General features: G+C 67.7%; 30 protein-coding genes. 12 read left to right on the forward strand and 18 right to left on the reverse strand.

What is annotated here, in order from left to right:
* The first annotated feature begins 11 nt into the window (after positions 1-11).
* Together EPO55_RS10800 and EPO55_RS10805 are read left to right on the forward strand one after the other, a co-directional pair.
* Positions 12-638, forward strand: a complete 627-nt coding sequence (locus tag EPO55_RS10800) for a flavin reductase family protein (protein WP_296336772.1) — start codon at positions 12-14, stop codon at positions 636-638.
* Between the two features lie 68 nt (positions 639-706).
* Positions 707-1444: a hypothetical protein gene (locus EPO55_RS10805; protein WP_296336773.1), complete on the forward strand. Its 738-nt coding sequence runs from the start codon at positions 707-709 to the stop codon at positions 1442-1444.
* 9 nt (positions 1445-1453) lie between these two features.
* On the opposite strand, the gene EPO55_RS10810 is transcribed toward EPO55_RS10805, so the two are convergent.
* Positions 1454-2119, reverse strand: a complete 666-nt coding sequence (locus EPO55_RS10810) for an aspartate/glutamate racemase family protein (protein WP_296336774.1) — start codon at positions 2117-2119, stop codon at positions 1454-1456.
* Positions 2120-2202: 83 nt separating this feature from the next.
* On the opposite strand from EPO55_RS10810, the gene EPO55_RS10815 reads away from it, so the two are divergent.
* Genes EPO55_RS10815 through EPO55_RS10830 form a run of 4 tightly spaced genes read left to right on the forward strand, consistent with a single transcriptional unit; the run spans position 2203 to position 5163 of the window.
* Positions 2203-3054: a transporter substrate-binding domain-containing protein gene (locus EPO55_RS10815; RefSeq protein ID WP_296336776.1), complete on the forward strand. Its 852-nt coding sequence runs from the start codon at positions 2203-2205 to the stop codon at positions 3052-3054.
* Positions 3055-3063: 9 nt separating this feature from the next.
* On the forward strand, positions 3064-3807 hold the full coding sequence (locus tag EPO55_RS10820; RefSeq protein ID WP_296336777.1) for an amino acid ABC transporter ATP-binding protein: 744 nt from the start codon (positions 3064-3066) through the stop codon (positions 3805-3807).
* A complete protein-coding gene (locus tag EPO55_RS10825; RefSeq protein ID WP_296336779.1) occupies positions 3807-4487 on the forward strand; it encodes an amino acid ABC transporter permease in 681 nt (226 codons plus the stop codon). The genes EPO55_RS10820 and EPO55_RS10825 overlap by 1 nt, the downstream gene beginning before the upstream one ends.
* Before the next feature lie 10 nt (positions 4488-4497).
* Positions 4498-5163: an amino acid ABC transporter permease gene (locus tag EPO55_RS10830; RefSeq protein WP_296336780.1), complete on the forward strand. Its 666-nt coding sequence runs from the start codon at positions 4498-4500 to the stop codon at positions 5161-5163.
* Between the two features lie 148 nt (positions 5164-5311).
* Here EPO55_RS10830 and EPO55_RS10835 read toward each other — a convergent pair whose 3' ends face one another.
* The 5 genes from EPO55_RS10835 to EPO55_RS10855 form a co-directional block, all read right to left on the reverse strand.
* Positions 5312-5674, reverse strand: coding sequence for a hypothetical protein (locus tag EPO55_RS10835; RefSeq protein WP_296336782.1), 363 nt, complete (start codon positions 5672-5674; stop codon positions 5312-5314).
* 277 nt (positions 5675-5951) lie between these two features.
* Positions 5952-6116, reverse strand: a complete 165-nt coding sequence (locus tag EPO55_RS10840; protein ID WP_296336783.1) for a hypothetical protein — start codon at positions 6114-6116, stop codon at positions 5952-5954.
* 91 nt (positions 6117-6207) lie between these two features.
* A complete protein-coding gene (locus EPO55_RS10845) occupies positions 6208-6930 on the reverse strand; it encodes a hypothetical protein (protein ID WP_296336784.1) in 723 nt (240 codons plus the stop codon).
* Between the two features lie 56 nt (positions 6931-6986).
* The gene (locus EPO55_RS10850) at positions 6987-8000 is read right to left on the reverse strand and encodes a hypothetical protein (protein WP_296336785.1); all 1014 of its coding nucleotides are present in this window, start codon (positions 7998-8000) and stop codon (positions 6987-6989) included.
* A 144-nt stretch (positions 8001-8144) separates the two neighbouring features.
* Positions 8145-9317, reverse strand: a complete 1173-nt coding sequence (locus EPO55_RS10855; protein WP_296336786.1) for an iron-containing alcohol dehydrogenase — start codon at positions 9315-9317, stop codon at positions 8145-8147.
* Between the two features lie 125 nt (positions 9318-9442).
* On the opposite strand from EPO55_RS10855, the gene EPO55_RS10860 reads away from it, so the two are divergent.
* The 5 genes from EPO55_RS10860 to EPO55_RS10880 all read left to right on the forward strand — a co-directional run bounded on the left by EPO55_RS10860 (position 9443) and on the right by EPO55_RS10880 (position 13470).
* A complete protein-coding gene (locus tag EPO55_RS10860; RefSeq protein WP_296336787.1) occupies positions 9443-10681 on the forward strand; it encodes an alpha/beta hydrolase in 1239 nt (412 codons plus the stop codon).
* Between the two features lie 121 nt (positions 10682-10802).
* Positions 10803-11210, forward strand: coding sequence for a hypothetical protein (locus EPO55_RS10865; protein ID WP_296336789.1), 408 nt, complete (start codon positions 10803-10805; stop codon positions 11208-11210).
* A 14-nt stretch (positions 11211-11224) separates the two neighbouring features.
* Positions 11225-12661, forward strand: a complete 1437-nt coding sequence (locus EPO55_RS10870; RefSeq protein ID WP_296336790.1) for an amino acid permease — start codon at positions 11225-11227, stop codon at positions 12659-12661.
* Positions 12658-13089, forward strand: a complete 432-nt coding sequence (locus EPO55_RS10875) for a YqaA family protein (protein WP_296336791.1) — start codon at positions 12658-12660, stop codon at positions 13087-13089. The genes EPO55_RS10870 and EPO55_RS10875 overlap by 4 nt, the downstream gene beginning before the upstream one ends.
* A gap of 27 nt (positions 13090-13116) precedes the next feature.
* Positions 13117-13470, forward strand: coding sequence for a hypothetical protein (locus EPO55_RS10880; protein WP_296336792.1), 354 nt, complete (start codon positions 13117-13119; stop codon positions 13468-13470).
* 5 nt (positions 13471-13475) lie between these two features.
* On the opposite strand, the gene EPO55_RS10885 is transcribed toward EPO55_RS10880, so the two are convergent.
* From EPO55_RS10885 to EPO55_RS10920, 8 genes are all read right to left on the reverse strand, one after another.
* On the reverse strand, positions 13476-13634 hold the full coding sequence (locus tag EPO55_RS10885; RefSeq protein WP_296336794.1) for a hypothetical protein: 159 nt from the start codon (positions 13632-13634) through the stop codon (positions 13476-13478).
* Between the two features lie 96 nt (positions 13635-13730).
* Positions 13731-14852 carry an ABC transporter permease gene (locus tag EPO55_RS10890; RefSeq protein WP_296336795.1) on the reverse strand — a complete coding sequence of 374 codons (1122 nt, stop codon included), beginning with the start codon at positions 14850-14852 and terminating at the stop codon, positions 13731-13733.
* Positions 14853-14855: 3 nt separating this feature from the next.
* Positions 14856-17585 carry a ribosome-associated ATPase/putative transporter RbbA gene (gene rbbA / locus EPO55_RS10895; RefSeq protein WP_296336797.1) on the reverse strand — a complete coding sequence of 910 codons (2730 nt, stop codon included), beginning with the start codon at positions 17583-17585 and terminating at the stop codon, positions 14856-14858.
* Complete coding sequence (locus tag EPO55_RS10900) at positions 17582-18652, reverse strand: HlyD family efflux transporter periplasmic adaptor subunit (protein WP_296336798.1); 1071 nt, start codon at positions 18650-18652, stop codon at positions 17582-17584. The genes rbbA and EPO55_RS10900 overlap by 4 nt, the downstream gene beginning before the upstream one ends.
* A 79-nt stretch (positions 18653-18731) precedes the next feature.
* Positions 18732-19163 (reverse strand): hypothetical protein, encoded by a 432-nt coding sequence (locus EPO55_RS10905; protein WP_296336799.1) that lies wholly within the window; start codon positions 19161-19163, stop codon positions 18732-18734.
* Positions 19164-19242: 79 nt separating this feature from the next.
* Positions 19243-20196 carry a tetratricopeptide repeat protein gene (locus EPO55_RS10910; protein WP_296336800.1) on the reverse strand — a complete coding sequence of 318 codons (954 nt, stop codon included), beginning with the start codon at positions 20194-20196 and terminating at the stop codon, positions 19243-19245.
* A gap of 7 nt (positions 20197-20203) precedes the next feature.
* On the reverse strand, positions 20204-20773 hold the full coding sequence (locus tag EPO55_RS10915) for an NnrU family protein (protein WP_296336801.1): 570 nt from the start codon (positions 20771-20773) through the stop codon (positions 20204-20206).
* A 25-nt stretch (positions 20774-20798) separates the two neighbouring features.
* Positions 20799-21188: a hypothetical protein gene (locus tag EPO55_RS10920; protein WP_296336802.1), complete on the reverse strand. Its 390-nt coding sequence runs from the start codon at positions 21186-21188 to the stop codon at positions 20799-20801.
* A 129-nt stretch (positions 21189-21317) separates the two neighbouring features.
* On the opposite strand from EPO55_RS10920, the gene EPO55_RS10925 reads away from it, so the two are divergent.
* Positions 21318-21881 carry a hypothetical protein gene (locus tag EPO55_RS10925; RefSeq protein WP_296336803.1) on the forward strand — a complete coding sequence of 188 codons (564 nt, stop codon included), beginning with the start codon at positions 21318-21320 and terminating at the stop codon, positions 21879-21881.
* Position 21882: 1 nt separating this feature from the next.
* Here EPO55_RS10925 and bamE read toward each other — a convergent pair whose 3' ends face one another.
* The 4 genes from bamE to EPO55_RS10945 form a co-directional block, all read right to left on the reverse strand.
* Complete coding sequence (bamE, locus tag EPO55_RS10930; RefSeq protein ID WP_296336804.1) at positions 21883-22143, reverse strand: outer membrane protein assembly factor BamE; 261 nt, start codon at positions 22141-22143, stop codon at positions 21883-21885.
* 93 nt (positions 22144-22236) lie between these two features.
* Positions 22237-22761 (reverse strand): chromate transporter, encoded by a 525-nt coding sequence (locus EPO55_RS10935; RefSeq protein ID WP_296336805.1) that lies wholly within the window; start codon positions 22759-22761, stop codon positions 22237-22239.
* Positions 22758-23372 (reverse strand): chromate transporter, encoded by a 615-nt coding sequence (locus EPO55_RS10940; protein WP_296336807.1) that lies wholly within the window; start codon positions 23370-23372, stop codon positions 22758-22760. Before EPO55_RS10940 ends, EPO55_RS10935 begins: the two co-directional genes overlap by 4 nt.
* Entirely contained in the window at positions 23369-24319 is a 951-nt protein-coding gene (locus EPO55_RS10945) for a hypothetical protein (protein WP_296336809.1), read from the reverse strand. The genes EPO55_RS10940 and EPO55_RS10945 overlap by 4 nt, the downstream gene beginning before the upstream one ends.
* Positions 24320-24406 lie beyond the last annotated feature (87 nt).

Here is a 24406-nt window from a genome sequence, read left to right on the forward strand (position 1 = left end):
GGAATCACAAAGTGCAATACGCTGTCGCCGACGTGAACCATCACGACCGCTACAAGATCCTGACCGCCTTCGTCCTGCCGCGCCCAATCGCCTGGGTGACGACGCTCGGGCCAACCGGTGTGGTCAATGCAGCTCCCTTCAGCTTCTTCAACGTCTTCGCTGAAGATCCACCGCTCTGCATGTTTGCCGTCAACAAGCGCCCGGACGGGCGCCTGAAGGACACGTGGCTCAACATCCAGCGCACGGGGGAATTCGTAGTCAACCTGACCGACGAGCCGCTGGCGCGGGCGATGCACGATTCGAGTGGCGACTTTCCGCCCGACGTCGGCGAGGCAGACTACCTCGGCCTGAAGACCGCGCCCTCCGTCGACATCAAGCCGCCACGCTTGGCCGATGCGCCATGGGCGATGGAGTGCAAGACCTGGCAGGTGATCAACGTCAAGGAGGACCGCCAGCTCATCCTGGGTGAGGGCCTGCGTTTCCATATCCGCGACGAGCTGTGGGACGCCAAGGCGATGCGCGTCCACATGGACAAGTACCATCCCGTGGGCCGCATGTTCGCCGACCGCTATTGCCGGACCGACGACCGCATGGAATTCCCGGCGGCGCCGGTCGTGAAGGCCGAGGCTGCGGAGTAGTCAGCGTCGCGAGGCGCGACGTGGCCGGGCGGACTTGTATGCCCGCCCGAGGTGACCACCTTTGAGCAATGACTGCGCGTTCCGTTGAAGGCTGGCCGCGCTGGCTGGCTGCCCTGTTGATGGGCTTTCTATTGGTCCTGGCCCTGCTGATCGGGTCGTGGCTGCTGCGGACCTGTGCGCCGGTCGAGCCGTCGGCCAGGGTTGTCATGCTCGAAGCCGAACCGTCCCCGCCGCCACCGCCGGCGCCTCCCGATCCCACGCCGGTGCTGAAAGCCTCGCTCGACGATGCCGCAGCCGACGGCAGGAAGCTTGCGGCCGAGGTCGCTGCGCTGGAGGCGGACATCAAGCGGCGTCTGGCACAGTGCAAGCCGGTCGAGCCGCCGAAGCCGCCGCCGCCCAAGCCGCCGCCACCGCTTCCGGCCGACCGATGGGCGCAGAAGGACCTTACCCTGCTGCAGGGCTGCTGGCGGCTCGGGCGGGACACGCGCGGCACCCTCGAGCTCAGCGGCCGGTCGGAAGCATGTGACATCAAGGCGGGCCGCATCTGCTTTGGCGCCAATGGCGGCGGTCAGCGCAGCTCGACGGCCGTTTGTCCGAGCACCGGCACCATCACCTGTGCCGCGTCGATCACGGCGAGGTTCGGCAACGACAGCACGCTCGGTACGACCCAGCCCGCCGTCCCCTGCAATCCGCCCAAGGCGAACTGGAATGGACCGCCCAACAGCCTGACCTGCCGCCGCATCGACGACACGCTGGCGCTCTGCCGCGACAAGCTCAACTTCGAGTACGAGTTCCGCCGCGAATAGGCGTACGTCTCAGGCCGACCAGCCGAGGCGTGCGCGGCCGATCGCCATCGAGACGGCGGCCTGGCTGGGCTCGACGACGGGCAGGCCGACGTGGCGCTGCAGGCGGTCGCGGTAGCGCGCCATGCCGGCGCAGCCCATGATCAGCACGTCGGCGCCATCCTCGTCGCGCAGCTCGGCCGCGACCTCGGCCATGCGGGCGAAGGTGGTGGCCTCGTTGCTGAGCTCGACGACGCCGAGGCCGATGGCGCGATCGCCCGCCATGCGGTCGGCCACGCCCATCTGCCCGACATAGCGCAGGTGGCGCGGGATCGACTTCTTCAGGATCGAGATCACGCCGAAGCGCTGGCCGAGCGTCATCGCGGTCAGGATGCCGCACTCGGCAATGCCGAGGACCGGCTTGGTCGTGATCTCGCGCGCCGCGTGCAAACCCGGATCGGAGTAGCAGGCGATGACGAAGGCCGAGCAGTCGTTGTCGCGCTTGGTCACCATCTTGCCGATCGGTCCCACCACCTGCTCGACATGGGCCTGGTTCTCGATGCCGGGGGGGCCGTCCTTGAGCGTGATGCATTCGATGACGGGGCCGCCATTCATGCGCAGCGGCTCCATGGCGGCATCGATGCCCTTGGTGACGGCTTCGGTGGAGTTGGGATTGATGACGAGGATGCGGTCGGACATGGCGCCAAAGATGGCCCCTAAATTGCTATTCAACAATGCCTGATCTAACGTCCGTGCTTGGGGATTTCTTTGGGAGGCTCGACATGATGAAACGTCGCTATGCCGCGATTGCCGCGGCCATTCTGCTGTGCGCAAGCCCGGCACTCGCACAGGACAAGAAGCCGCCGCTCCGGACCGGCGTCGATGGCACCTTCGCCCCGCACGCCATGCCCAAGCTGGGCGGCGGCGTCGAGGGATTCCAGATCGACGTCTTCACCGAGGTCGCCAAGCGCATGAAGCGCGACATCACCATCGATGCCGTCAGCTTCTCGACCCTCATCCCCGGCATGGCGGCCGGCCGCTACGACTTCATCGCCGCGCCGACCACCGTCACCAAGGAGCGGGCCGAGAACATGCTGTTCACGGCCGGCTATCTGTGGACCGCCTTCCAGTTCGGCATCAAGAAGGGCTCGGCGCCGATCAAGGGCTGGGCCGACCTCAAGGGCAAGGCGGTCGCCGTCAACAAGGGCACGCCCTACGAGACGCTCGCCAAGAAGATGGGCGAGGAACACGGCTTCACCGTGCAGGTCTACGACACCCAGCCCGACGCAGTGCAGGCCGTGCTCTCCGGACGTGCCTACGCCACGCTCGGCGGCAACACCGTGATCGTCTACGCCGCTTCCAAGAACCCGCAGTTCGTGGCCGACCTCGAGCTCAAGGAGACGCGCGCTCATTGGGCGGCGCCGGTGCCGAAGGACAATCCCAAGCTGCGCGCCGAGCTGCAGGACGCGCTCGACTGCATGAAGAAGGACGGCACGATGGCGAAGTTCTACGAGAAGTGGTTCAACAAGAAGCCCGGCGCCGACGACCTCGCCGTCGTCATCACCCCGGGCTATGGCGTTCCCGGCATGCCGGGCTACGACCCGACTCCGCATGAACTGAAGTGCGGCGGCTGACCTGACCTGATGACACCGCAGCCCATCGTCGATGCGCGCGCGATCCACAAGCATTTCGGCGCCCTTCATGTCCTGAAGGGCGTCGATCTGAAAGTGGCCGAGCGCGAACTGGTGTTCGTGATCGGGCCCTCGGGCTCGGGCAAGTCGACCCTGCTGCGTTGCCTCAACCGGCTGGAGGAACCGTCCTCCGGCTCGATCGTGGTCGACGGCATCGACATGCTCGATCCACGGACCGACATCAACCATGCCCGCCAGCGCATCGGCATGGTGTTCCAGTCCTTCAACCTCTATCCGCACATGACCGCGCTCGGCAACGTGACGCTCGCCTTGCGCAAGGTCGCGGGCAAGTCGCGCGCCGAGGCCGACGCGCTGGGCCATGCGGCGCTGGAGCGCGTGGGCCTCGCCGACCGCGCCGAGCACACGCCGGGCCAACTCTCGGGCGGCCAGCAGCAGCGCGTCGCCATCGCCCGCTCGATCGCGCTCGAGCCCCGCGTCATGCTGTTCGACGAGCCGACCAGCGCGCTCGACCCCGAGCTGGTGGGTTCGGTGCTCGCGGTCATGCGCTCCCTGCGCGAAAGCGGCATGACCATGATCGTGGTCAGCCACGAGATGGGCTTCGCCCGCAATGCCGCCGACCGCGTGGTCTTCATGGACGACGGGCTGATCGTGGAGCAGGGGCCGCCCGCCGCCATCTTCGAGACGCCGGCCCACGAGCGCACCCGCGCCTTCATCGGGCAGATCCAGCGCCACTGATGACCACCTGGGAGCGTTTCCTCGACACGTTCTTCAACGGCAAGGTCATGCTGAAGTACCTGCCGGACATTCTCTCCGGCATGGTGGTCACGATCGAGCTCGCGCTGCTGATCGTCTTCTCCGGCCTCGCCGCCGGCCTGGCGCTGGCCCTGATCCGCAGCCTCGCCATCCGGCCGCTCAACTGGCTGATCATCTTCATCGTCGATCTGTTCCGCTCGCTGCCTCCTCTCGTGATCATCGTGCTGATGTACTTCGGCCTGCCCTATGCCGAGGTCTCGCCCTCGGGGTTCGTCTCGACCTGGCTATCGCTGGCGCTCGTGCTGATGGCCTTTTCGGAAGAAATCTTCTGGGCCGGCATCACCTCGGTTCACAAGGGCCAGTGGGAGGCCTCGCGCTCGACCGGCCTCTCGTTCGGCCAGACGCTGATGAACGTCGTGCTGCCCCAGGCGCTCCGGCTCACCATCCCGCCGCTCACCAACCGCACCATCGCCATCACCAAGGGCACCGCGCTCGGCACCGTGGTGGCCGTCACCGAGATCCTGGGCGAGGCGAGCTCGGCCGTCTCCAACTCCTACAATCCCTCGCCGCTGATGATGGGGGCCGCGGCCTATCTCGTGCTGTTCCTCCCCGTCGTGGTCCTCGCGCGTCGTCTCGAGAAGCGCTTCGCCTGGAAACGATGAGGGCGAAGCGATGATCCAGACCTTCTTCAACGTAGAAATCATCGCGGCGGCTTGGCCGATCGTGCTGTCGGGACTCCTGAACACCGTTCTGTTGTCGCTGATCGTGGTGCCGCTGGGCCTGTTTGGTGGCCTGATCCTGGCGCTGCTCGCCTCGGTCAAGAGCCCTTGGGTGCGCTGGCCGTTGATGGCCTGGGTCGACTTCTTCCGCGCCTTCCCGCCGCTGGTGCTGCTGATCCTCCTGTTCGCGGGCCTGCCTTTTGCCGGACTGGAACTGGGCGGCTTCGCCTGCGTCGCCATCGCCTTCTTCCTCAACACCGGCTCGTACTACGGCGAGATTTTTCGCGCCGGCATCGAGTCGGTGCCGCAGGGCCAGGTCGAGGCGGGCCGCTCGACCGGCCTCAGCCGGCTGCAAGCCATGGGCTACATCGTGCTGCCCCAGGCGGTGCGCAACGTGCTGCCCGATCTCCTTTCCAACACGCTGGAGGTGGTGAAGCTCACCTCGCTCGGCAGCGTCGTCGCCGTCCCCGAACTGCTCTACCAGGCGCGCCAGGCGCAGAGCCTGACCTACAATCCGACGCCGATCGTGGTGGCGGCGGTGATCTACTTCCTCATGCTGTGGCCGCTGGTCCGGCTCTTGAGCCGCCTCGAAAATCGCGCGCTGGCCGGCCGGCGATAACAGCACTCCTTTTCATCTTTCATATCCCTCTCCCCTGTTAGGGGGAGAGGCCAGGTGAGGGGGCCGCGATATCTCTTTCAACCCCCTCACCCAAAGGGCGAAGGTTACTTCGCCCGATCTCCCCCTAGCGGGAGAGAGGAGCGAGAAATCAATTCCATTCCTCCAGCATCCGCCCGTCGGGCAGGATGGTGACCTTGGTCGGCACGCCGCGGGGGCGGGTCGGCACGGCGTCGCGGCGGGTCTCGGCCTTCCACGAACCGTCGTTCTTCTGCTCCAGCCGCTGCACCTTGTAGCCCTGCGACTGGATGCGATCGCGCGACAGCGACTCGGTGTTGGGATAGTGCGCCCCCGCCGACGTGCCGCCGGGGGGCACGGACGGCGCCGGCGCCGGCATCGAGGGCGCCTGCGAGCCGATCGAGGTGACCGGCGGCAGGCTGGGATTATTCTGGGCCGCGGCCGCGCCGGCGATCAGGGCCACGAGAAGGGCGGGGGCGAGGAGGGGGGGACGCATGCTTTCGATATGGGCGCGCCGCGCGGGGCCGGCAACCGGACCTCCACGACCCGTGGAGGTCGGATGTCCCACCGAACCGGCCTCAAGTCCCTGATCCGGAAGAACAATCACCGGGTGGCCGGGAACGTCGCGTGCGCGGCAGAAGCGTGCATTTTTGAAATCGCCGTTGCCCGCGCGGCTTCCCGTTGGTGCGGCGCCGGTGGGGCTGTGGGCGGGCAGGCAGACGCGCATCGATTCCTCCTTCCGGCAGGAAGGATAGGAATTCTATACGATCCTGTCAAGAGGGAGGGTCGTTCTCCACCGCCGGCGGCGGCGGATCGTCCTTCAGCTCCTCGTCGGCCAGCAACTTGGCGACGTAGTCGCGCGTCGCGTCGTCCAGCGTCGGGCCGGCCAGCAGCTTGCGATAGTGCACGAGGTTCTTCTGGTGGATGAGGTCCTGCATGACACCCTCCCGGCGCATGACCCGGCGCCAGAACAGAGCCATCGGGGCCTGTTGCGCCACCAAGGTAACGCTCCCGGCCGCCTATCGTTCCTTACGCCGGCCCCGCCGGGACGGCGCGCCGCCTTGCCCACCACAGCCAGGCCGCCGCCACGATCAGCAACGCGAAGGCGATCGGCCCGTGCGGGCTCGCATGCGCGGTCTGCAGCTCCCAGCCGAAGCCCAGCAGCGGGATCATGTTGGGCCAGCCCGCGCGGCCCGACTGGAGCAGGGCCGCGGCGACCAGGACCGAGACCGCGAAGGCCGCCCACGAGGCCGTCTCGCTCACGAACGAGCCGACGCCGCCCACCACCGGATCGACCCACAGCGTGTTCAGCAGCAGCACGACGCCCTCGAACTGCTGCGGGCTGAGCTTGCCCGCCGCCACCATCTGCTGGACGACGAGGATGGTGCGGCCGAGCCCGATGCCGCCGATGGCGTCGAGGATGGTGAAGTAGAGCGCGAAGACGAAGATCGCGACACGCGCCAGCCAGGCCGAGACCCTGGCGGCGGTGCCGTCCCTGGCGCCGATGCCGTCCACCATCAGCCACAGGCCGACGGCCACGAGCCCGACCATCGGCGTCTGGATCATGTGCAGCACGAACCACCAGTGCGGCCCGAAGTAGGCTAGCGCGGAGTGCTCGGCGTGCGGCTCGGCGTGGGAGAGGAACTGGTACATGCCGGGCGAAGCCGTGAAGCCGGCGGGATGGAACAGCTCGACGGCGATCAGAACGGCGGGGGCGACGAAGAGGCAGAGCCACCAGAGGAAGTTTTTCACGATGCTATCCTGATCTGCTGCTGCCGAATTCTCCCCTCTGCATAGCACTAACCTAACTACTCCGTCGCGACCCGCCCTTCCTGTCTCTGAAAGTAGTCACGGTTGTCGGCGGCCGACCAAACGATAAGGTCGGTGTCGACGCCCATCCACTGCAGCTGCTGGATCACTTCGTCTCTCAGACGATCGTGCAGGGTCTCCTCGAACCTGCCGGAGCGCATATGGCTGATGTTGGCGGCGCGGGTGCCGTCGAGCGAGCGGCCGAGCTCGGTCTCGATGGCCCGGAGGTGCTCGCGCCGCGCGAGGCGCACGGCGTGGTGCAGGTTCCGCCAATCGCAGCGGGCCGTTCCCTGGAGGTGATTGAGGAGATCGGCCAGGATCTCGACCGGCCGGTCCATCAGGTGTTCATAGGGCACGAGCCGCACCAGGCCGCGATGCCACGCGGCCATGGCCTGGAATGAGACGAACTGCTTGGCCCAGGAGGGCAGCGCGCTGCCGAACAGATAGTCGCGGAAGGGCACCCGGGCGAGCGGCTGGCCGTCCAATGTGTTGTAGGCGCGATCCGGGTGGCCGACGCAGTAGCGGAAATAGGAGGCCGCCTGGGCCAGCGGGTTGCGATAGACCAGCGCCATCGGGGCGCTGCGTCCGACTGCAGCGGAGCGATCCAAAGCCGGCACGGACAGCGGCGTGTAGGCGACGTCGTCGGCCAGATCGATCGGCGTCCAGGCGTAGTTCAGCCCTTCGTGCAGGTAGTCGTAGCCCGGAACGTGGAAGGCGGTCTTGCCCCACCAGCCGAGGTCGGTCACGGACCCGGCAAAGCCCGGGCACACGGTATGGCCGATGAAGAGGTGGTCGTGCGGCATCGAGTGCTGCGCGTGGAAAAGAGGCCCACCCCGGAAGCCGGGGAAGTCGAAGGGCAGGCCCGACGGCCGGCCGACGACTTCGCCCGTGAGGCGATCCTTTACGCACCCGCCGCGGTCGAGATGGATCAGGAACGACACGGCGTAGCGCAGGAACCAGGTCCCCGAGCGCGGAATGGTGGCCAGGATGGGCAGTTTCTTGATCGCGGGCATTCGATGTCTCCCTACAGGAGAAGCGCGTCCAATCGGCTTCGGTGCCCCCGAGTGTCGTCCGGGGCCGTTGCCGGAGCGCGATGCCAGCGTTCGCGGATCGTGATTTCCGCAGCGATTCACAGAAAATCGGCCGATTCTTCGGCCTCAGTACACCGACTCGAGGATGGGCACGATCTCCTGCGCGCCCTCGATCTTGCGCGGGTTGCTGAAGGTCCAGTCGTCGAGCATGCAGTTGGTGGCGATGCGCGGCAGGTCCTCGCGTTTGACGCCGACGTCGCGCAGGCGCCGGGGCAGGCCGAGCCCGCTGATGAAGCGGTCGAGCACTTCCGAGGCCGGCTGGCCGGCCGCACCCAGGGCGGCGCTGATCTCGGCCTGGCGGTCGGCATTGACCGTGGCGTTGAACGCCAGCACGGCCGGGAGCATGACGCAGGAAGTGTAGCCGTGCGGCACGCCGGCGCTGCCGCCCAGCACATGGCCGATGGCGTGGCTCGCGCCCATGCGCGTGCCGGTGACGATGGCGGCCATGGAATTCCAGGCGCCGATCTGGCAATCGAGCCGCGCCTCGAGGTCGGCCGGATCGCGCTTCACCGCCGGCAGGCCGTGGCCGAGCAGGCGCAGGGCCTGCAGCGCGGTCGAGTCGGTGTAGGCGTTGCCGTCGATCGAGCAGAAGGTTTCCACCGCATGATCGACGGCGCGGATGCCGGTCGAGAGCCACAGCCATTCCGGCGTATGCACGGTGATGGCGGGATCGAAGATCACCACCAGCGGGATCAGCCCGGGATGGATGTAGGCCTGCTTCAGCCGCAGCCGGGGTTCGGTGACGCCGGCGCGCGCATTGAACTCGCCGCCGCTGAGCGTCGTCGGCACGCAGATCTGCCGGACCCGCGGCGCGCGATACTGCGGGAAATGCCGCTTGCCGGTGATCTCGTCGACCACGGTGCGGAAGGGTTCGAGCCCATCCGGCGTGCGGATGTCGTGTTCCAGGCAGATCGTGACGGCCTTGCCACCGTCGGTCGTCGAGCCGCCGCCGACGCTCACCAGCAGGTCGCAGCCGGCCTCGCGCGCCTTGTTGGCGCAGGCGATCACCGCGTCGCGCGGGCTGTGCGCCGGCATCTCGTCATGCACGCCGACGTAGCGGTCCCCCAGCGCCTGGGCGATCCGGCGGACCGCATCGGTTTCGCGGTTGAGGGTGCTGCCGGCCAGGATGAACACCCGCCGGGCGCCCAGCCGGTCCGCGGTTTCGGCCACGGCCCCGGCGGCCGGGCGGCCGAACACCACGCGTTCCATTGCCGTGAAGACGATCTCGCCTGCCCGCATGGGATCAGACGCTACAGGCTGGCCAAACGCAGGGGAAGGCGGTCATGCTGGGGGCTAGGCGACGCGCTCCCAGAAAAACTCCGTCGGGCTCTCGTGTCTGACGCCAACCACCGGCAGGAGGAACCTTGGCCAACTTCGAACGACTGACAGGCGCGCTCGACGGCAACCCCGGCCTGCAACGGCGCGCGACCCTGGCGGCGCTGTCGCTCACGGTGCTGAGCGGCGGTCAGGCCACGACCGTGAAGGTCGGCGCCCGCATCACTGTTGCCCCCGGCGCGGCGTCGGACGCCGCCTTCAGCCTCGCCACCACCGCCGCGAACTGGGCCGAGTTCGCCAAGCCGGTGCCGGCCGTCGGCTTCCAGAGCCTGGTCGGCATGCAGCGCATGGGTCATCTCAAGGTCGCGGGCGACTTGGTCGCCTATGGCCGCAACCTCATCTTCCTCGAACAACTCTTCGCCGCGGTTCGTCCCGCGGCGCCGGCCGAGCGGCATGAGCCGGTCGGCGAGCCCGTGATCGAGCCGGCGATCGGCCGCTATCTCAGGCTCGATCTCAATGGCCAGCCGCATCGGATTTATTTCGAGGAAGCAGGCGAGGGGATCCCGCTGGTGTGCCTGCACACCGCGGGCGCCGACGGGCGGCAGTATCGCGCACTGCTGAACGACGACGAGATCACCGAGCGCTTCCGGGTGATCGTGTTCGACCTGCCGTGGCACGGCAAATCCTCGCCACCGCCTGGCTTCGAGCGCGAAGCTTACAAGCTCACCACCGATCTCTATGTCGACACGGTGATGGCGGTGTGCCGGGCGCTGAAGCTCGAGCGGCCCGTCGTCATGGGTTGCTCGATCGGCGGCCGCGCGGTGCTGCATCTGGCGCTGCGCCACGGCGATTATTTTCGGGCGGCGATCGGGCTGCAGTCGGCGACCCACGCCGAGGCCGGCGCCGACACGCGGCTGCGCGATCTGGGTGTGCTGTTCCGGCCCGACGTGCACGGCCAGGAAGCCGCCGCCGGTACGGTGGCCTGCCTGATCTCGCCGACCTCGCCTCAGTCCGAGAAGTGGGAGACGCTGTGGCACTACATGCAGGGCGGGCCCGCGGTCTTCATGGGCGACCTGCATTACTATTTCACCGAGGGCGATCTCAGGAACGGGCTGCTGGACGGGCTCGACACAAGGAAGTGCCCGCTCCACCTGCTGACCGGCGAATACGATCTCTCAGCCACGCCGGCGCTGACGGCGGAGCTGGCGAAGCTGGTGAAGGCCACGTCCTTCCAGGTGATGGAGGGGCTCGGCCACTTCCCGATGTCGGAAAATCCGGAACAGTTCCGGCGCTATCTGCTGCCGGTGCTCGATCGCATCGCCGGGTAGCTGCAGGGACCCTGCGTCCGCAAAGTTGCCCTGAAGTCATCCGACAGTTAAGCACTTCTCCAATCAACTGTGGGCGACGATGCGAAACGATCGGACGATATGGGGCAGAGGCCTGTCGAGTTTGGCGGCCACGGCATTGCTGAGCGGCTGCGGCTGGTTCGACAGCAGCACGCCCCCGGCAAACCTGCTGGGCGCGCGCCCGGGCGCCGATCGCCTGGCGCCGGTGACCAAGGCGCTGCCGCCGCCCGACAGCGGCCGCCCACATGAGAACGGCGTGGCCCCGGCCGACGAGACGCGTAGCGCGCAGCCGGGCGCGGCCGGCGCCATCGTGAGCGGCAAGGGCGGCCAGAAGGTCCAGAAGGAAGAGGCGGAGAAGCAGGCCGTCGAGCAATCCAGGAAGGACCGGGAAGCGCGCGAACGCGAGGCCGCCGCGCGCAAGGCAGGGTCGCCGGCAGACCAGCCATCCAGCGGGCAGCCATCCGCCGGCTCGCCGCCCACCGAGCAGTCGCCCGCGCCCGCGAAGGATTGACCGTCCGCCGCCAGATGAACAGTCTTCTCGCGCGCAAGCCGGTTGCCGACATCGTCGCCACTGCCGACCGGCGCATTCCCAAGGTCCTCGGTCCCGTCAGCATCACGGCCATGGGCATCGGCGCCATCATCGGCGGCGGCATCTTCATCTTCACCGGCACGGTGGCGGCGCTCAATGCCGGGCCGGCCATCGTGCTGTCCTTCGTGCTGGCCGCGATCGCCTGCGCCTTCGTCGGCCTTTGCTATGCCGAGCTCTCGACCTTCCTGCCGGTCGCCGGCAGCACCTATACCTACACCTATGCCACGCTGGGCGAGTTCGCGGCCTGGATCATCGGCTGGGACCTGATCCTGGAATATGCCATCGGCGGCGCGGCGGTCGCCGTCGGCTGGTCGGGCTACTTCGTGAGCCTGCTGCAGGCGATGGGGCTCGGCCTGCCGCCGCGGCTCACCGCGGCGACGGGGCAGGCGGTGACGCTGGCCGACGGCACGACCGCCACCGCCATCGCCAACCTGCCGGCCGCCGCCATCGTGGTGCTGATCACGGCGTTGCTGGTCGGCGGCACGAGAGAGTCGGCGCGGCTCAACAACATCATGGTCGCGGTCAAGCTCACGGTCGTGCTGGCCTTCATCGGCCTCGGCGCCTTCTACGTGAACACCGCCAACTGGCACCCCTTCATCCCGCCCAACAGCGGCACCTTCGGCGCCTTCGGCGTGAGCGGCATCGTGCGCGGCGCCGCCGTCGTGTTCATCGCCTATGTCGGCTTCGACGCGGTCTCGAACTGCGCCCAGGAGGCGCGCCGGCCGCAGCGCGACATGCCCATCGGCATCCTGGGCTCGCTCGCCATCTCGACCGTGCTCTACATCGCCGTGGCCGCGGTGCTGACCGGCCTGGTGCCGTATCGCGAGTTGAACGTACCCGATCCCGTCGTCATGGGCCTGCGCGCCGTCGGCCAGGCCTGGTTCTCGCTGTTCATCGACCTGGGCGCGTTGATCGGGATCACCACCGTCATCCTGGTACTGCTCTACGGCCAGAGCCGGATCTTCGCCACCATGGCTGCCGACGGGCTGCTGCCGCCGGTGGTCGCCCGCATCCATCCGAAGCTGGGCACGCCCTGGATCAGCCAGATCACGATCGGAGCCGTCGTGGCCGCCGTCGCCGCCGTGTCGCCGATCGACGTGCTGGCCGAGCTGGTGGGCGTGGGCACGCTCTTCGCCTTCGTCCTGGTTTGCGCCGCGGTCATCTATCTGCGCCACCTCGAGCCCCTTGCGCCCAGGCCCTTCCGCGTGCCGCATGTGCCGTGGGTGCCGCTGCTCGGCATCCTGTTCTGCCTCGTGCTGATCGGCGGCATGACGCCCGCGACCTGGGTGCGCCTGGTGGTGTGGCTGGCGATCGGGTTGGTCATTTATTTCGGCTACAGCCGGCATCACTCGCGGCTCAACGCCGGCAAGTGACTCCGCTCGCCGCCTATGCCGGCCTGTTCGCGGCCTCGTTCCTGGCCGCCACGATCTTTCCCTTCCAGTCGGAACTGGTCCTGCTCGGCCTGCTGCTGAGCGGCGACTACCCATGGCCGGTGCTGCTGGCGGTGGCGACCATGGGCAACGTGCTGGGCGCGGTGGTGAACTGGGGGCTCGGCCGCTTCTTCGTCCACTTCAGGGATCGGCGCTGGTTCCCGGTGAAGCCTGCGACCTACCTCAGGGCCGAGCGCTGGTACCGGCGCTATGGTGTGTGGTCTCTTCTGTTCGCCTGGCTGCCCATCGTCGGCGATCCGCTCACGGTGGTGGCCGGGGCATTGCGTGCGAACCTCGCGCTGTTCGTCGTGCTGGTGACGGTGGGCAAGCTCGGCCGCTACGCCGTACTGGTGGCGGCGACGCTGCCATGAGATAGTCGGTGCGCAGGGAGGATCGCTATGTCGGGCAGGTCCATTCTCATCGCCATCGACCTCAGCGGCTGGCTCCTGGCTTCCATCGCCGCCTTCATGATCGTGGCCTACGCCAGCTTCTTCGGCATCGGCGTGATCGGCCTTCTGATGTGGTTCATCTGCACCATCGTCGACCTCGAAGTGGACGGCGCCGTGGGCAGCGGCATCTCGCCCGGCTTCCTGGCGCACCAGGTCAAGGCGAAGGTGGAGATCTCGCGCGCCGAGCGGGCGGCCCGGTTCGGGGAGAGACTGCTGGAGGTGCAGTCGGCCCGCTTCTTCAAGCGCCTTGGTGCGGCGCTGGCGCTGTTCGGCTTGGGCGGCTTCCTGCTCTTTCAGCTCTGATCTGGTCAGTCCTCGCGGTACCAGACACCCAGGAGGAACCGTGTGTGCTTGCCGCGCGCCGGTCCGGCCTGCTCCCGGACGTCGTTCGGCGTGGCACCCTTCCGGGCCATCCAGCCGTCGATCAGCTTCTTGCCGGTGAAGCCCAGGACGAAGAGGGCGGCCAATTCAATGGCGCACCGCGGCGACCGGGCCGGCAGCGGTCGTACCAAGCCAAGGGGCTTCCGAAGAACAGGGGTGAGGGCCGTCATATGCACGGCCCGTCAGGCCGTCTCGCCCACCGACTTGCGGAAGCGGGCGAGGGCCAGGCCGAAGAGCAGGGCGCCGATCACGGCGATGGCCACGAAATGCGGCCACACCGTCTCGAAGCCGGCGCCGCGGAACAGGATTGCCTGAGCCAGCATGATGAAATGGGTGGTGGGCGCGGCCAGCATCAAATACTGGATGACGAGGGGCATGCTCTCGCGCGGTGTGGTGCCGCCGGACAGCATCTCAAGCGGGATCAGCACCAGGATCAGCAGCAGCCCGAACTGCGGCATCGACCGCGCGACGGTCGCCAGGAAGATGCCCATCGACGTGGTGGCGAACAGGTGGACTGCGGCGCCGGCCAGGAACAGCGCGACCGATCCTTCGATCGGCACGGCAAGCAATCCCTTGACGACGAACAGAAGCGACAGCGTGCAGGCCGCGAGCACGACCAGCGCCATTGACCAGATCTTCCCCGCCATGATCTCGAGGGGCGTCACGGGCATGACCAGCAAATGCTCGATGGTGCCGTGCTCGCGTTCGCGGATCAGGGCGGCGCCGGTCAGAATGATCGAGAGCATGGTGATGTTGTTCACGACCTCGATGACCGCACTGAACCAGGAGATCGTGAGCGTCGGGTTGAAGCGGGACCGCAAGGCGAGCTCGACTGGCGCCGGCGTGTAGGCGCGGTAGTGCCGCAGGAACGACTCGATCTCGCCGGCCACGATGCTCTGCACGTAGCCGCTGCCGACGAAGGCCTGGTTCATGCGGGTGGCGTCGACGTTGAGCTGGATGGTCGGCCGGCGGCCGGCCAGCAGGTCGCGCTGGAAGTCGGGCGGGACGTCGAGGGCGAAGATGTCGAGCCCGGCATCCATTCGGCGGTCCACGTCGGGTTGCTCGATGAGGGTCGGCGGCAGGAAGAAGGGCGGGAAGAAGGCGTCGACGATGCGCGTGGAGAGCGGCGAGCGATCCTCGTCGACGATGGCGATCGGCGTCTTGTTGAGCTGCTCAGGCATCGCCGTCGACGCGGTGTAGATCGATATCGTGAAGGCAAAGACGATCAACGCCAGCATGCCCGGATCGCGGGCGAGGCCGCGCAGCTCCTTGAGTCCGAGATTGAGGATGTTGGCGGCGTGCATCGCTCAGGTCTCCTGCTTGCGCAGCAGCAGGGCGCTGAGCCCGATCAATACCGGAACGGCAATCAGCAGCGGCGCGAACGAGGCCTGCAGATCGGCGAAGCCCAGCGCCTTGGAGAAGGCGCCGCGCGAGATCGTCAGGAAGTGCGTCATCGGATAGGCTTGGCCGATCGCGGCTCCGATACCCTGCAGCGACGAGACCGGGTCGATCATGCCGGAGAATTCCATGGCCGGCAGCAGGGTGCCGATGGTGGTGCCGAAGATCGCCGCCGACTGGCTGCGCATGAAGGACGAGAACACCAACCCGATCGACGTGGCAGCCACGACGTAGATGAAGGCGCCGGCGGCGAGGGCGGCGAAACTGCCCTTGAGAGGCACGCCAAAGACGGTGACGGCGAGCAGGGTGAGCAGCAGGAAATTCACCATGCCGAGGGCGACATACGGAAGCTGCTTGCCGATCAGGAACTCAAGCCGGCTGACCGGCGTGACATAGAGGTTGACGAGAGAGCCCAGCTCCTTTTCGCGCACGATGCTGAGCGTCGTCAGCATCGACGGGATCAGGAGCAGCAGCATCGGGATCACCGCCGGCACCATCGCGACCAGGCTCTTGACGTCGGGGTTGTAGCGGAACCGGACCTCGATGCCGGCAGGTGCCGGCGCGACGGCGGTTGCGGCCAACCAGGCGGCGTGCATGCCGAGCACATAACCCCGCGCGGTTTCGGCCCGCATCGGCATGGCGCCGTCCAGCCAGGCGCCGATCTCGACGGTGCGGCCGCGCGCGATGTCGCGGGCGAAGTTGGCCGGGATCTCGATGGCGAGGCTCAGCTCTCCCGTCCGCATGCGGCGGTCGAGCTCGGCGTGACTGAGGATCGGCGGGCGCTCGACGAAATAGCGCGAGCCCGCGAGGTTGAGCGCATAGTCGCGGCTGGTCGTGGTCTCGTCGCGGTCGAGGATGGCGAAGGTCAGATCCTCGACATCCATGTTGATGCCATAGCCGATGACGAACATCAGCAACACGCTGCCCAGCAGGGCGAGCGTCGCGCGGATCGGGTCGCGTGCCAGTTCGATCGTCTCGCGAAGCGAATAGGCCAGCATGCGCCGCACGTCGAACAGGCCACGGCGGCGCGGCGGCGCGGCATTGCGGACCGCCGGGGCGGCAGCGGCCTCCCGCCCGGGATCGGTGCCGGCGCCGGAGGCCTCCTGCAGCCAGGCCACGAAGGCCTCCTCCAGCGTGCCAGCGCTGCGCCTGGCAACAAGGGCGGCAGGCGTGTCGGTGACCAGGATGCGGCCGGCATGCATCAGCGAGATTCGGTCGCAGCGCTCGGCCTCGTTCATCAGATGGGTGGAGATGAAGATGGTGACCTGCTCCCGGCGCGCGAGATCGATCATGATGCGCCAGAATTCGTCGCGCGCGATCGGATCGACACCCGATGTGGGTTCATCGAGGATCAGCAGGCTGGGCTTGTGGATCATCGCCACCGCCAGCGACAGGCGCTGTCGCCGGCCGAGCGGCAGGGTGGGCGGGAGCGAGTCCAGCACGTCGGTCAGCTCGAAGCTGCGCGCGACCTCCTCGACCCGTCCGGCGATCGATGCCTCGGGCAGCCGGAAAAGGCGGGCATGCAGCTCGAGGTTCTGCCGCACCGTCAGCTCGCCGTAGAGCGAGAAGGATTGTGACATGTAGCCGACCCGGCGGCGGGTCTCGAAGTCCTGCGCATCGAGCGGCTGGTCGAACAGCCGCGCCTGGCCATCGCTGGGCGGCAGCAGGCCCGTCAGCATTTTCATGGTGGTGGTCTTGCCGCAGCCATTGGAACCGAGAAAACCGAAGATCTCGCCGCGGTCGATGCGGAGGTCGACATGGTCGACGGCGACGAAATCGCCGAAGCGCATGGTGAGGCCCTGGGCCTCGATCGCGACCTCGCCGTCGCGCTCCGGATCGCGTGGTGGTATCTCGACGGGGCGATAGCCGTGGCCGCGCTGGCTGGGCAGCAGGGCAATGAAAGCCGCCTCGAGCGAGTGCGTGCCGGTCTGGGTCAGCAGTTCCGACGGACTGCCCGTGGCCAGCACGTGACCGGCGTCCATGGCGACCAGCCAGTCAAAGGCCGCGGCTTCCTCCATGTACGACGTCGCGACGACGACGCTCATGCCCGGCCGTGCCGCGCGGATGCGGCCAATCAGGTCCCAGAACTGGCGCCGCGACAGGGGATCGATGCCGGTCGTCGGTTCGTCGAGGATCAGCAGGTCGGGATCGTGCACGAGGGCACAGCACAAGCCGAGCTTCTGCTTCATGCCGCCCGACAGCTTGCCCGCGGGACGATCGACGAAGGGCGCGAGGCCGGTGGCCTCCGTCAGCTCGGCAATGCGCCGCTCGCGTTCGGCACGGGCATGGCCGAACAGGCGGGCGAAGAAATCGATGTTCTCGGCCACCGTGAGCGTCGCATAGAGGTTGCGGCCGAGGCCCTGCGGCATGTAGGCGATGCGCGTGCAGACGCGGCGGCGATGGCGGCCGCGCGCCATGTCGCCGCCCAGCACCTCGACGCGGCCGGTCTGCAGGCGGCGCGCACCGGCGACCAGCGACAGCAGGCTCGACTTGCCGACACCATCGGGGCCGATCAATCCGACGATACCTCCGGCGGGCAGATCGAGGTCGATGGAATCAAGCGCTGTGACGGGACCGTAGCGCAAGCCGACACCGTGCAGTCGGGCGACGAAGCCGGCCTGCTGCGGGGCCTCCATCATGGCGGCAGCTTTACCGCCAGACTGGCCGGCCAGTCGAGCTTGGGATCGGTTCGGACATAAGCCACGCCCGGCAGCCCGGTCTTCACCTGCCCGAGATTCTTGTCGAGCAGGGTCTTGTCGATGTTGGCCTTGATGCGGAACACAAGCTTCAGGCGCTCGCTGGAGGTCTCGACCGTTTTGGGCGTGAACTGGGCGACGTCGGCCACGAAGGTGACTCGGGCGGGCAAGACATACTGGGGCGCAGTATCGAGAATGAGACGAACCTCGCTGCCGATGGCGAGCCGGCCGGCGGCCGCGGTCGGCAGGAAGAACGTCATGTAGACGTCGCCCAGATCGACCATGTTCAGCACCTTGCCGCCGGCGCCGAGAACCTCGCCGGGCTGAGCCACGCGATACTGGATGCGGCCGTCACGCGGCGCCTTCAGGGCGCTGTCGTCGATGTCGGCCTGGATGCGCTCGATGGTGGCGAGGGCGGCCTCGTGCGCCGCCTGCGCGCCGATCACCTGGGACTCGGCCGTTCCGATCGCGGCTTCGGATGCCGCGAGCTGTGCCTCGGCGGCGCTTGCTGCGGCCTTGGCGCCCTCATAGCGGGCGCGATCGTCGTCCAGCACCTGCAGCGGCGTGTTGCCTTTGGGTGCCAGCTCCTCGGAGCGGGCCACGCGTTTGCGCGCCGCTTCGACTTCGGTCTGGCGCTGCGCGACCAGGGCGAGGGCAGCCCGCTTCTCGGCCCGTCGCTGCTCGACGTGCGAGCGGGCCGTCACGATGCCGATTCTTGCCTGGTCGAGCGCCGCGCGGGTCTCGCGCAGCTGCGCCTGGAGGACCCTCGTGTCGATATTGGCAACGACCTGGCCTGCCGTCACGAAGTCGCCCTCGTTGACCAGGATGTCCTTCACGCGGCCCGGCAACTTGGCCGAGATATCGATGTCGACGGCCTCGATGCGGCCGTTGCCGCTGGCGAAGCCGACAGGCAGGGACGGCGGGGTCAGCCACTGCCACGCGAGATAGCCCGCGGCGAGGACGACCGCGGCGACAGCGAGCCTCGACAACCAGGCTTGTGACGACGTCATGGTTTGCTTGTAGGGCGAATTGCGGCGAGGAAGTTGACCTGGATCAACAGGCCGGGGCGTTCTGCGCGGTGCGGCCGCCCTAGTAGTCGAGTTCTCCTACGACCGGCCAGCGCGGCACCTCGTTGATCGAGGTCTTCGATTTGAAGTCGGCGAGGCCGCGGGGCGTCGCCATTTGCTCCAGCCCCTGGACTTCCCAGAAGTAGAGGAACGGCCCGTCCTTCGCCTCGGCGGTCGGCGGACGCCGGGCGGGGTCGGGACACTTGCCGGCGCGCGGGCCGCTGGGGACGGCACGCACGACGGAGCCCAGCGTGCCAGTCCAGGAATACTGGCCCGGCCGGAACAGCGCGTGCGGCGGGATCGAGGCATAGATGAACACCGGCACGCCTATGGGCAGCGGTGGGTCGGCCTCGTGGCTGCTGCCGAAGAACACGCTGGCGCCGAGGCCGGGCACGCTGCTGGCAGATTCGAGATGCACACATGGCACCGGGGCCAGGACAACAGGCCGGATCATTGAGTTTTCCTCCCCCAAGAGCCGACACAGTGAACCATCGCCGCTCCGCGGCATAGGGGAACCATCGCCGTGCCGCCGCCTAGGAGCCACCGACGCCCTGGCGGGCAAATTCATCGGCGATGTCGGCCTGGATCGCCTTTGCCGCGGCGATGTCGGCGTCGCCACTGGCCGGGTCGCCCGTCCGGCGGCGGGCGATGCCGCGGCCATAGAGGGCGTTGGCTGCCTCGGGCGCGGCCTTGAGCACCAGGTCGAAGTCGGCAATCGCGGCGTCGGGCCGGTTGAGCCGAAGCTGGACGAAGCCGCGGGCCTCGAGGGCGGGCAGGTCGCCGGGTTTGAGCCGCAGCGCCTCGTTGCAATCGGCGAGGGCGGCCGCAAATGCTGCGGGCAGCCGGCCCACGATGGCGCGGGTGGCGCAGCGGCCGGCCAGCGCGATCACATTGCCGGGCCTGGCGCGCAGCACCTGATCGTAGTCCTGCAGTGCGCGCTCGACCTCGCCCTTGCGCTGCCAGGCGGCGCCCCTGCTGGCGATTGCGTCCAAATCGTCGGGTTGAAGTCGAAGTGCGGCATTGAATTCGGCGATGGCGCGATCGTACTGGCGGAGCCCGGTGAGGGCGAGGCCGCGATTGTAGAGCGCGTCGACGTCGTCGGGCCGGAGCCGCAGCGCCTGGTCGAAATCCTCCAGCGCGCGCGTCTCGTCGCCTTTCAGGCGCCAGGCGATGCCGCGGTTGTTGTAGGCGTCGGAGAGATCGGGCCTGAGCCGGATTGCCTGACCGTAGTCGTCGATGGCGCGATCGAGCTGGCCCTTGGCTGCCAGCGCCAGGCCGCGGTTGTAGAAGGCGGTGCCGGTGTCGCGCGGCGTCTCACGCGCCCAGCGGATGACGGCGTCGCAGCCCTGGATGGTCTGGTCTGCGGTGGCCTCGCCGTAGCACCAGCGGTTGAACTGCTGGTAGCTCTGCGCATTGGCAGGCATGAGGGCAGGCACGCCGACGGTCGCGACCAGCAGCAGCGAACCGAGGGCGAGCGTGCGGCGCATCGGGCCCCTAGCGCACCGCGACGCCGATCAGCGTTTCGTGCAGCCAGAACACCGCGACATAGGCCACGGTGCCGATGATGACCACGACGGCGTCGGCGGCCTTGAAGCCGTCGACCGCAGCCGCACCCGGGTCGCCCCGGCGTTTCAGCGCGATGCGGTCGTAGACCGCCCAGGCGAGCAGACCGCCGAACAGCAGCATGGACCCCAGGTCGCCGTTCACCAGCAGGTGGGAGAGCGCCCACGCCTTGACCGCCACCAGCATGGGATGGCGCAGCACTGCCTTGATCCTGCCGGGCGGCGCATAGGTGGCGGCGAGCGCCACGAAGGCGAACCACAGCAGGAAGAGGGCGATGGGATGGAAGATCGCCGGCGGGTCCCAGACATGGAGATAGCCGGCGCTGCGATAGCTCGCGAAGCCCCAGACGATCAGCACCAGGCCGGCCGCCGAGACCAGTGAATAGAGTCCCTTGTAGGGGCCTTCGCCCAGCCGCCCGATCACCGCCGCCCGGGCGGGGCGAAGTGTCGTCAGCGTGTGGGCGCCGAGGAAGAGGACAAGGCCTAGGATGAGGAGGGACATGGGCAGATTGTATCACAGAGCCGGGTCAACCGAGGTCTTCGGTCGTGGCCCTGGGGTCGTAGCCGGCGTCGCAGCCCAGCACCTTGGTGAAGGTCTCGTCGACCAGGCGGGCCACGTCCACCGGCTCGTTGCCGGCAGTGCCAACGGTGGCGAAGGCGTTGGCGTCCCAGTCGACCAGCTCCAGCTCCATGTCCTCGAGCTCTTCCAGGGCGCCGCTCAGTTCCAGGCGGGTGAGCGGCTCCTCGCTGTAGGGATAGGGCGAGATGTTGATCGAGTCGGCCATGACCTGGATCGACACGTCGGTGCCGCCGGCGTTCACCGCCTCGAGGGTGCAACAGAGCATGCCGCTCTCGTTGGGCGCACCGTAGATGTCGGCGATGGCCGCCACGATCGCTTCCACCTGACGCTGAGCCATGTCTGTCGTCTCCCGGTTGTCGGCTACTCCTGCTGGCGCATCATGGTTTCGGATACGAAGCCGGGCAACCATTCCGGTGAAACCGGCGTTACCTCCCTGCCATCCATTGTGGCGGACCCGAGGCACATCATGCGACGGCTACGCGTCGTTTTCCTTGCCGCTGTGTTACTCGCCGGCACGCCGGCGGTGGCCCAGCAGCTCGCGCTCAGCGCGGCGGTGCAGCCTTGCGCGCCGGAGGAGCCCGATTCGGTGCAGATCAGCTGGACGGCGCCCTGTGAAGGGGACGGCTGGCTGTTCGACACCGAGGCGGGATGCCGGATGTGGGACTGGCATCCGGGCCCCGAAGACAAGGCGGTGTGGAGCGGCAGCTGTCGCGACGGCCTGAAACACGGTGCCGGCGTCGTGCAATGGACCGAGCACGGCCAGGCCATCGACCGGTTCGAGGGCGCCTACCGCTTTGGCCGGCGCGAGGGTTTCGGCCGCTACACCTGGAATGACGCCCATCGCTTCGAGGGCAACTACGCCGACAATGTCCCGGACGGCTACGGCACGTTGCAGATCGCCGGGCAGACGCTGGCGGGGAACTGGCACAACGGCTGCCTGACCGTGGGCGCGCGGGTGGTGGCGATCGGCGTGCCGCGGGCGTCGTGCATGGCGGGCGAGGAGCGTCCCCAGAGGTCGGCGCGGCAGTAGGTCAGCCGGAGTTCGGCACGTCGGCGCGCCCGAAGGATTTGACCCTGCCGTCGTCGTAGCAGACGACGTAGCGATTGGTCATGGTCCACGGGGTGCGGCTCCAGAAGTCCTTCAGCACCGTGTAGTAGGAGCACTGACTCCCGGGCGCATGCGCGACGGTTTCAGGTTCGCCCAGGATGGTCTGCACCTGATCCGGGCTCATCCCGGCGCGGACCTCGTCCACGTTCGAGGCCGTGACGCAGCCGACAAGCAGATTTGCCATCAGCAAGATCAACGTAGCGCGCAGCATGAGCAGCATTTTACGCCGAAGCCGCCGGAGCAGGAACCCCTTCCTTAGGGAGTATTTGGCTAACGTCTAGATCATATAGGCAGCGAGCCCGACCAGCCCGCTCGCCACGATCGGGATGGCGGGGTTGATCTTGGTCAGCATCAGCAAGGCGAACACGCCGGCCGCGAGCGCGATCATCATCAAGTCGGTCAGCGCGCCGCGGGCCAGCACGATTCCGCCGGCCAGTACGAGGCCCACGGAGACCGATCCCAGGCCGCGCTGGATCGAGGCCCGCCATGGCCAGTTGGCGAGGCGATTCCACAGCCGGCCGATGCCGAAGGTGAGGAGGCCGGTTGGCAGGATGAAGGCCACGAGCACGACCGCGGCGCCGGGCAGTCCCGCGACCTGGGCACCAATCGAGGCCACCATCATCATGTTGGGCCCGGGCGCGAGCTGGCCGAGACTGTAGTAGTGCATGAGCTCGGGAAAGGTCACCCAATGGTAGGTGTCGACCGTGAGCTGCTTCAATTCCGGGAACGCCGCCATGCCGCCGCCGACCGTCAGCAGCGAGATATAGCCAAAGACAGTGGCCAGATCGATGAGCTGCTTCATGACGCAGGATCGTTCGGCTGGGGATCCGTGGCCTTGTGCGGGCCCGTGCTCCGAGGCCTGTGCCACCAGATGGCCAGCGCACCGACACCGATCAGGGCGTAGGGCACGGGCACATGAAACAATGCGACCAGCACCGCGGTCAGCGCCACGAAGACATAGTCGGCAATCTCGGTCAGCATCTTGGCGCCGAGCTGCACCAGGACCACGGTGATGAGGCCGACCGCGCCGGCCGCAATCGCGTGCAGGAAGGCTTTCGACACCGGATCGTCGCCGCCGATGCCGTAGGCGAAGGCGGCGGCGGTCATGATCGACGCGCCGGGCAGGCACATGCCGAGGGCGGCGACGAGGGCCCCCGGCCAGCCGCGCAGGCGGTCGCCGGCCAGGATCGACATGTTGGTGGCGTTGAGTCCGGGCAGGCTCTGGCTGATCGCCATCAGTTCGACGAAGGTTGCATCGTCGAGCCAACGGTAGCGGGTGACCAGTCCGGTGCGGAGATAGGCGATGACGCCGCCGCCGAGGCTGGTGGCGCCCATCATCAGGAAGCCGAGGAAGAGCCGCCACAGCGAAGGGGGTGGCGCCACCGGCGGGGCGACGGCGGGAGACTTGCTCATTCGTGGGCTTGCGGCGGGTTGCCCTTCAGGCGGTAGACGGCGCCCGTCTTGGTCGTTGTGAGCGCTACCCAATCGGCGGAGATCTGCTGCAGCTCGAGGAAGAAGCGTTCGCAGGCCTGCAATGCCTTGTGGCTGATGTCGGCGGGCCCCGCGAAGCGAAGCTGATAGGCGAACTCGCCGACGAAGGCGTGGTGATCGCCGCGCGAACGCCACAGGCCGAGATTGGCGGTGGCGGCCGTGTGATGGCCGAAATCGAGGACGCAGATGTCCTGCAGCAGCTCCTCGACGATGGTCTGATTGACCAGAGAGACATCGGAAGGACCGTCGGCCGAGATCGCCGACAGGGCCGGGAAGATCTGGGCGAGTTCCGGCAGCGACATGTGTCCGAGCGACGACATCACGATGCGCGCCGCCTCGGGCGCCTGGCTGAGGCCAAACTCGACATTGTGCGACAGCAGGCGACGGAGGCCGCCGATCTTCTCCTTGAGCGGCATGACCTCGAGCTTGAACTTGATCTTGTACTTGCCGTCGATCCTGGGCCGGACGTCGATCGCCTGGGCCTTGGCCATGTCGTCGCTGCGATACTTGAAGACGATCTCGGGGTCGCCGATGGCAAAGCCATCCTCGTAGGCGATGCGGCGGCGGCAGATGAACGAGTTGTTGTAGAGGTGGTAGTCGCCGGTATCGAGGAACAGCACTTCGCGCACTTCGGGCCGTTGCTGCGATTTCGGCGTGTGCTGGAACCCGATGCCGGTGGCTTCGGCGGCGCGTCGCACCAGCGCCGCATATTCCTTGAAGACATGCGCCGACGTGAAGCGCTCTGGCTTGAGGATGATCTTGCACTGCAGGTAGCCCAGTTCGTCGCAGCGGCGGCCGTCGGCGTAGACGCCCGCATACTGCTCGGCCAGCCAGGTCTGCAGCATCGATTCTTTTGTGCCGTTGGACATGGATACTCCCCAAGGTGGAGGTTAACGCTTCGCAATCGCGCTGTCATCTGACCACAAAGGTGACGCACAGAGCTTCTCCGTGGCGGC

The organism is Reyranella sp., from assembly GCF_004296935.1.
GTDB lineage: Bacteria > Pseudomonadota > Alphaproteobacteria > Reyranellales > Reyranellaceae > Reyranella.

What these genes read in the sequence shown, in the direction of transcription:
- EPO55_RS10870 (WP_296336790.1), top strand. Translation starts at nt 11,225, where the DNA reads ATGAACAGTCTTCTCGCGCGCAAGCCGGTTGCCGACATCGTCGCCACT.
- EPO55_RS10810 (WP_296336774.1), bottom strand. Translation starts at nt 2,119, where the DNA reads ATGTCCGACCGCATCCTCGTCATCAATCCCAACTCCACCGAAGCCGTC.
- EPO55_RS10900 (WP_296336798.1), bottom strand. Translation starts at nt 18,652, where the DNA reads ATGACGTCGTCACAAGCCTGGTTGTCGAGGCTCGCTGTCGCCGCGGTC.
- EPO55_RS10820 (WP_296336777.1), top strand. Translation starts at nt 3,064, where the DNA reads ATGACACCGCAGCCCATCGTCGATGCGCGCGCGATCCACAAGCATTTC.
- EPO55_RS10945 (WP_296336809.1), bottom strand. Translation starts at nt 24,319, where the DNA reads ATGTCCAACGGCACAAAAGAATCGATGCTGCAGACCTGGCTGGCCGAG.
- EPO55_RS10850 (WP_296336785.1), bottom strand. Translation starts at nt 8,000, where the DNA reads ATGCCCGCGATCAAGAAACTGCCCATCCTGGCCACCATTCCGCGCTCG.
- EPO55_RS10880 (WP_296336792.1), top strand. Translation starts at nt 13,117, where the DNA reads ATGTCGGGCAGGTCCATTCTCATCGCCATCGACCTCAGCGGCTGGCTC.
- rbbA (WP_296336797.1), bottom strand. Translation starts at nt 17,585, where the DNA reads ATGATGGAGGCCCCGCAGCAGGCCGGCTTCGTCGCCCGACTGCACGGT.
- EPO55_RS10830 (WP_296336780.1), top strand. Translation starts at nt 4,498, where the DNA reads ATGATCCAGACCTTCTTCAACGTAGAAATCATCGCGGCGGCTTGGCCG.
- EPO55_RS10910 (WP_296336800.1), bottom strand. Translation starts at nt 20,196, where the DNA reads ATGCGCCGCACGCTCGCCCTCGGTTCGCTGCTGCTGGTCGCGACCGTC.
- EPO55_RS10805 (WP_296336773.1), top strand. Translation starts at nt 707, where the DNA reads ATGACTGCGCGTTCCGTTGAAGGCTGGCCGCGCTGGCTGGCTGCCCTG.
- EPO55_RS10940 (WP_296336807.1), bottom strand. Translation starts at nt 23,372, where the DNA reads ATGAGCAAGTCTCCCGCCGTCGCCCCGCCGGTGGCGCCACCCCCTTCG.
- EPO55_RS10855 (WP_296336786.1), bottom strand. Translation starts at nt 9,317, where the DNA reads ATGCGGGCAGGCGAGATCGTCTTCACGGCAATGGAACGCGTGGTGTTC.
- EPO55_RS10925 (WP_296336803.1), top strand. Translation starts at nt 21,318, where the DNA reads ATGCGACGGCTACGCGTCGTTTTCCTTGCCGCTGTGTTACTCGCCGGC.
- EPO55_RS10905 (WP_296336799.1), bottom strand. Translation starts at nt 19,163, where the DNA reads ATGATCCGGCCTGTTGTCCTGGCCCCGGTGCCATGTGTGCATCTCGAA.
- EPO55_RS10825 (WP_296336779.1), top strand. Translation starts at nt 3,807, where the DNA reads ATGACCACCTGGGAGCGTTTCCTCGACACGTTCTTCAACGGCAAGGTC.
- EPO55_RS10815 (WP_296336776.1), top strand. Translation starts at nt 2,203, where the DNA reads ATGATGAAACGTCGCTATGCCGCGATTGCCGCGGCCATTCTGCTGTGC.
- bamE (WP_296336804.1), bottom strand. Translation starts at nt 22,143, where the DNA reads ATGGCAAATCTGCTTGTCGGCTGCGTCACGGCCTCGAACGTGGACGAG.
- EPO55_RS10835 (WP_296336782.1), bottom strand. Translation starts at nt 5,674, where the DNA reads ATGCGTCCCCCCCTCCTCGCCCCCGCCCTTCTCGTGGCCCTGATCGCC.
- EPO55_RS10920 (WP_296336802.1), bottom strand. Translation starts at nt 21,188, where the DNA reads ATGGCTCAGCGTCAGGTGGAAGCGATCGTGGCGGCCATCGCCGACATC.
- EPO55_RS10890 (WP_296336795.1), bottom strand. Translation starts at nt 14,852, where the DNA reads ATGCACGCCGCCAACATCCTCAATCTCGGACTCAAGGAGCTGCGCGGC.
- EPO55_RS10935 (WP_296336805.1), bottom strand. Translation starts at nt 22,761, where the DNA reads ATGAAGCAGCTCATCGATCTGGCCACTGTCTTTGGCTATATCTCGCTG.
- EPO55_RS10840 (WP_296336783.1), bottom strand. Translation starts at nt 6,116, where the DNA reads ATGCAGGACCTCATCCACCAGAAGAACCTCGTGCACTATCGCAAGCTG.
- EPO55_RS10915 (WP_296336801.1), bottom strand. Translation starts at nt 20,773, where the DNA reads ATGTCCCTCCTCATCCTAGGCCTTGTCCTCTTCCTCGGCGCCCACACG.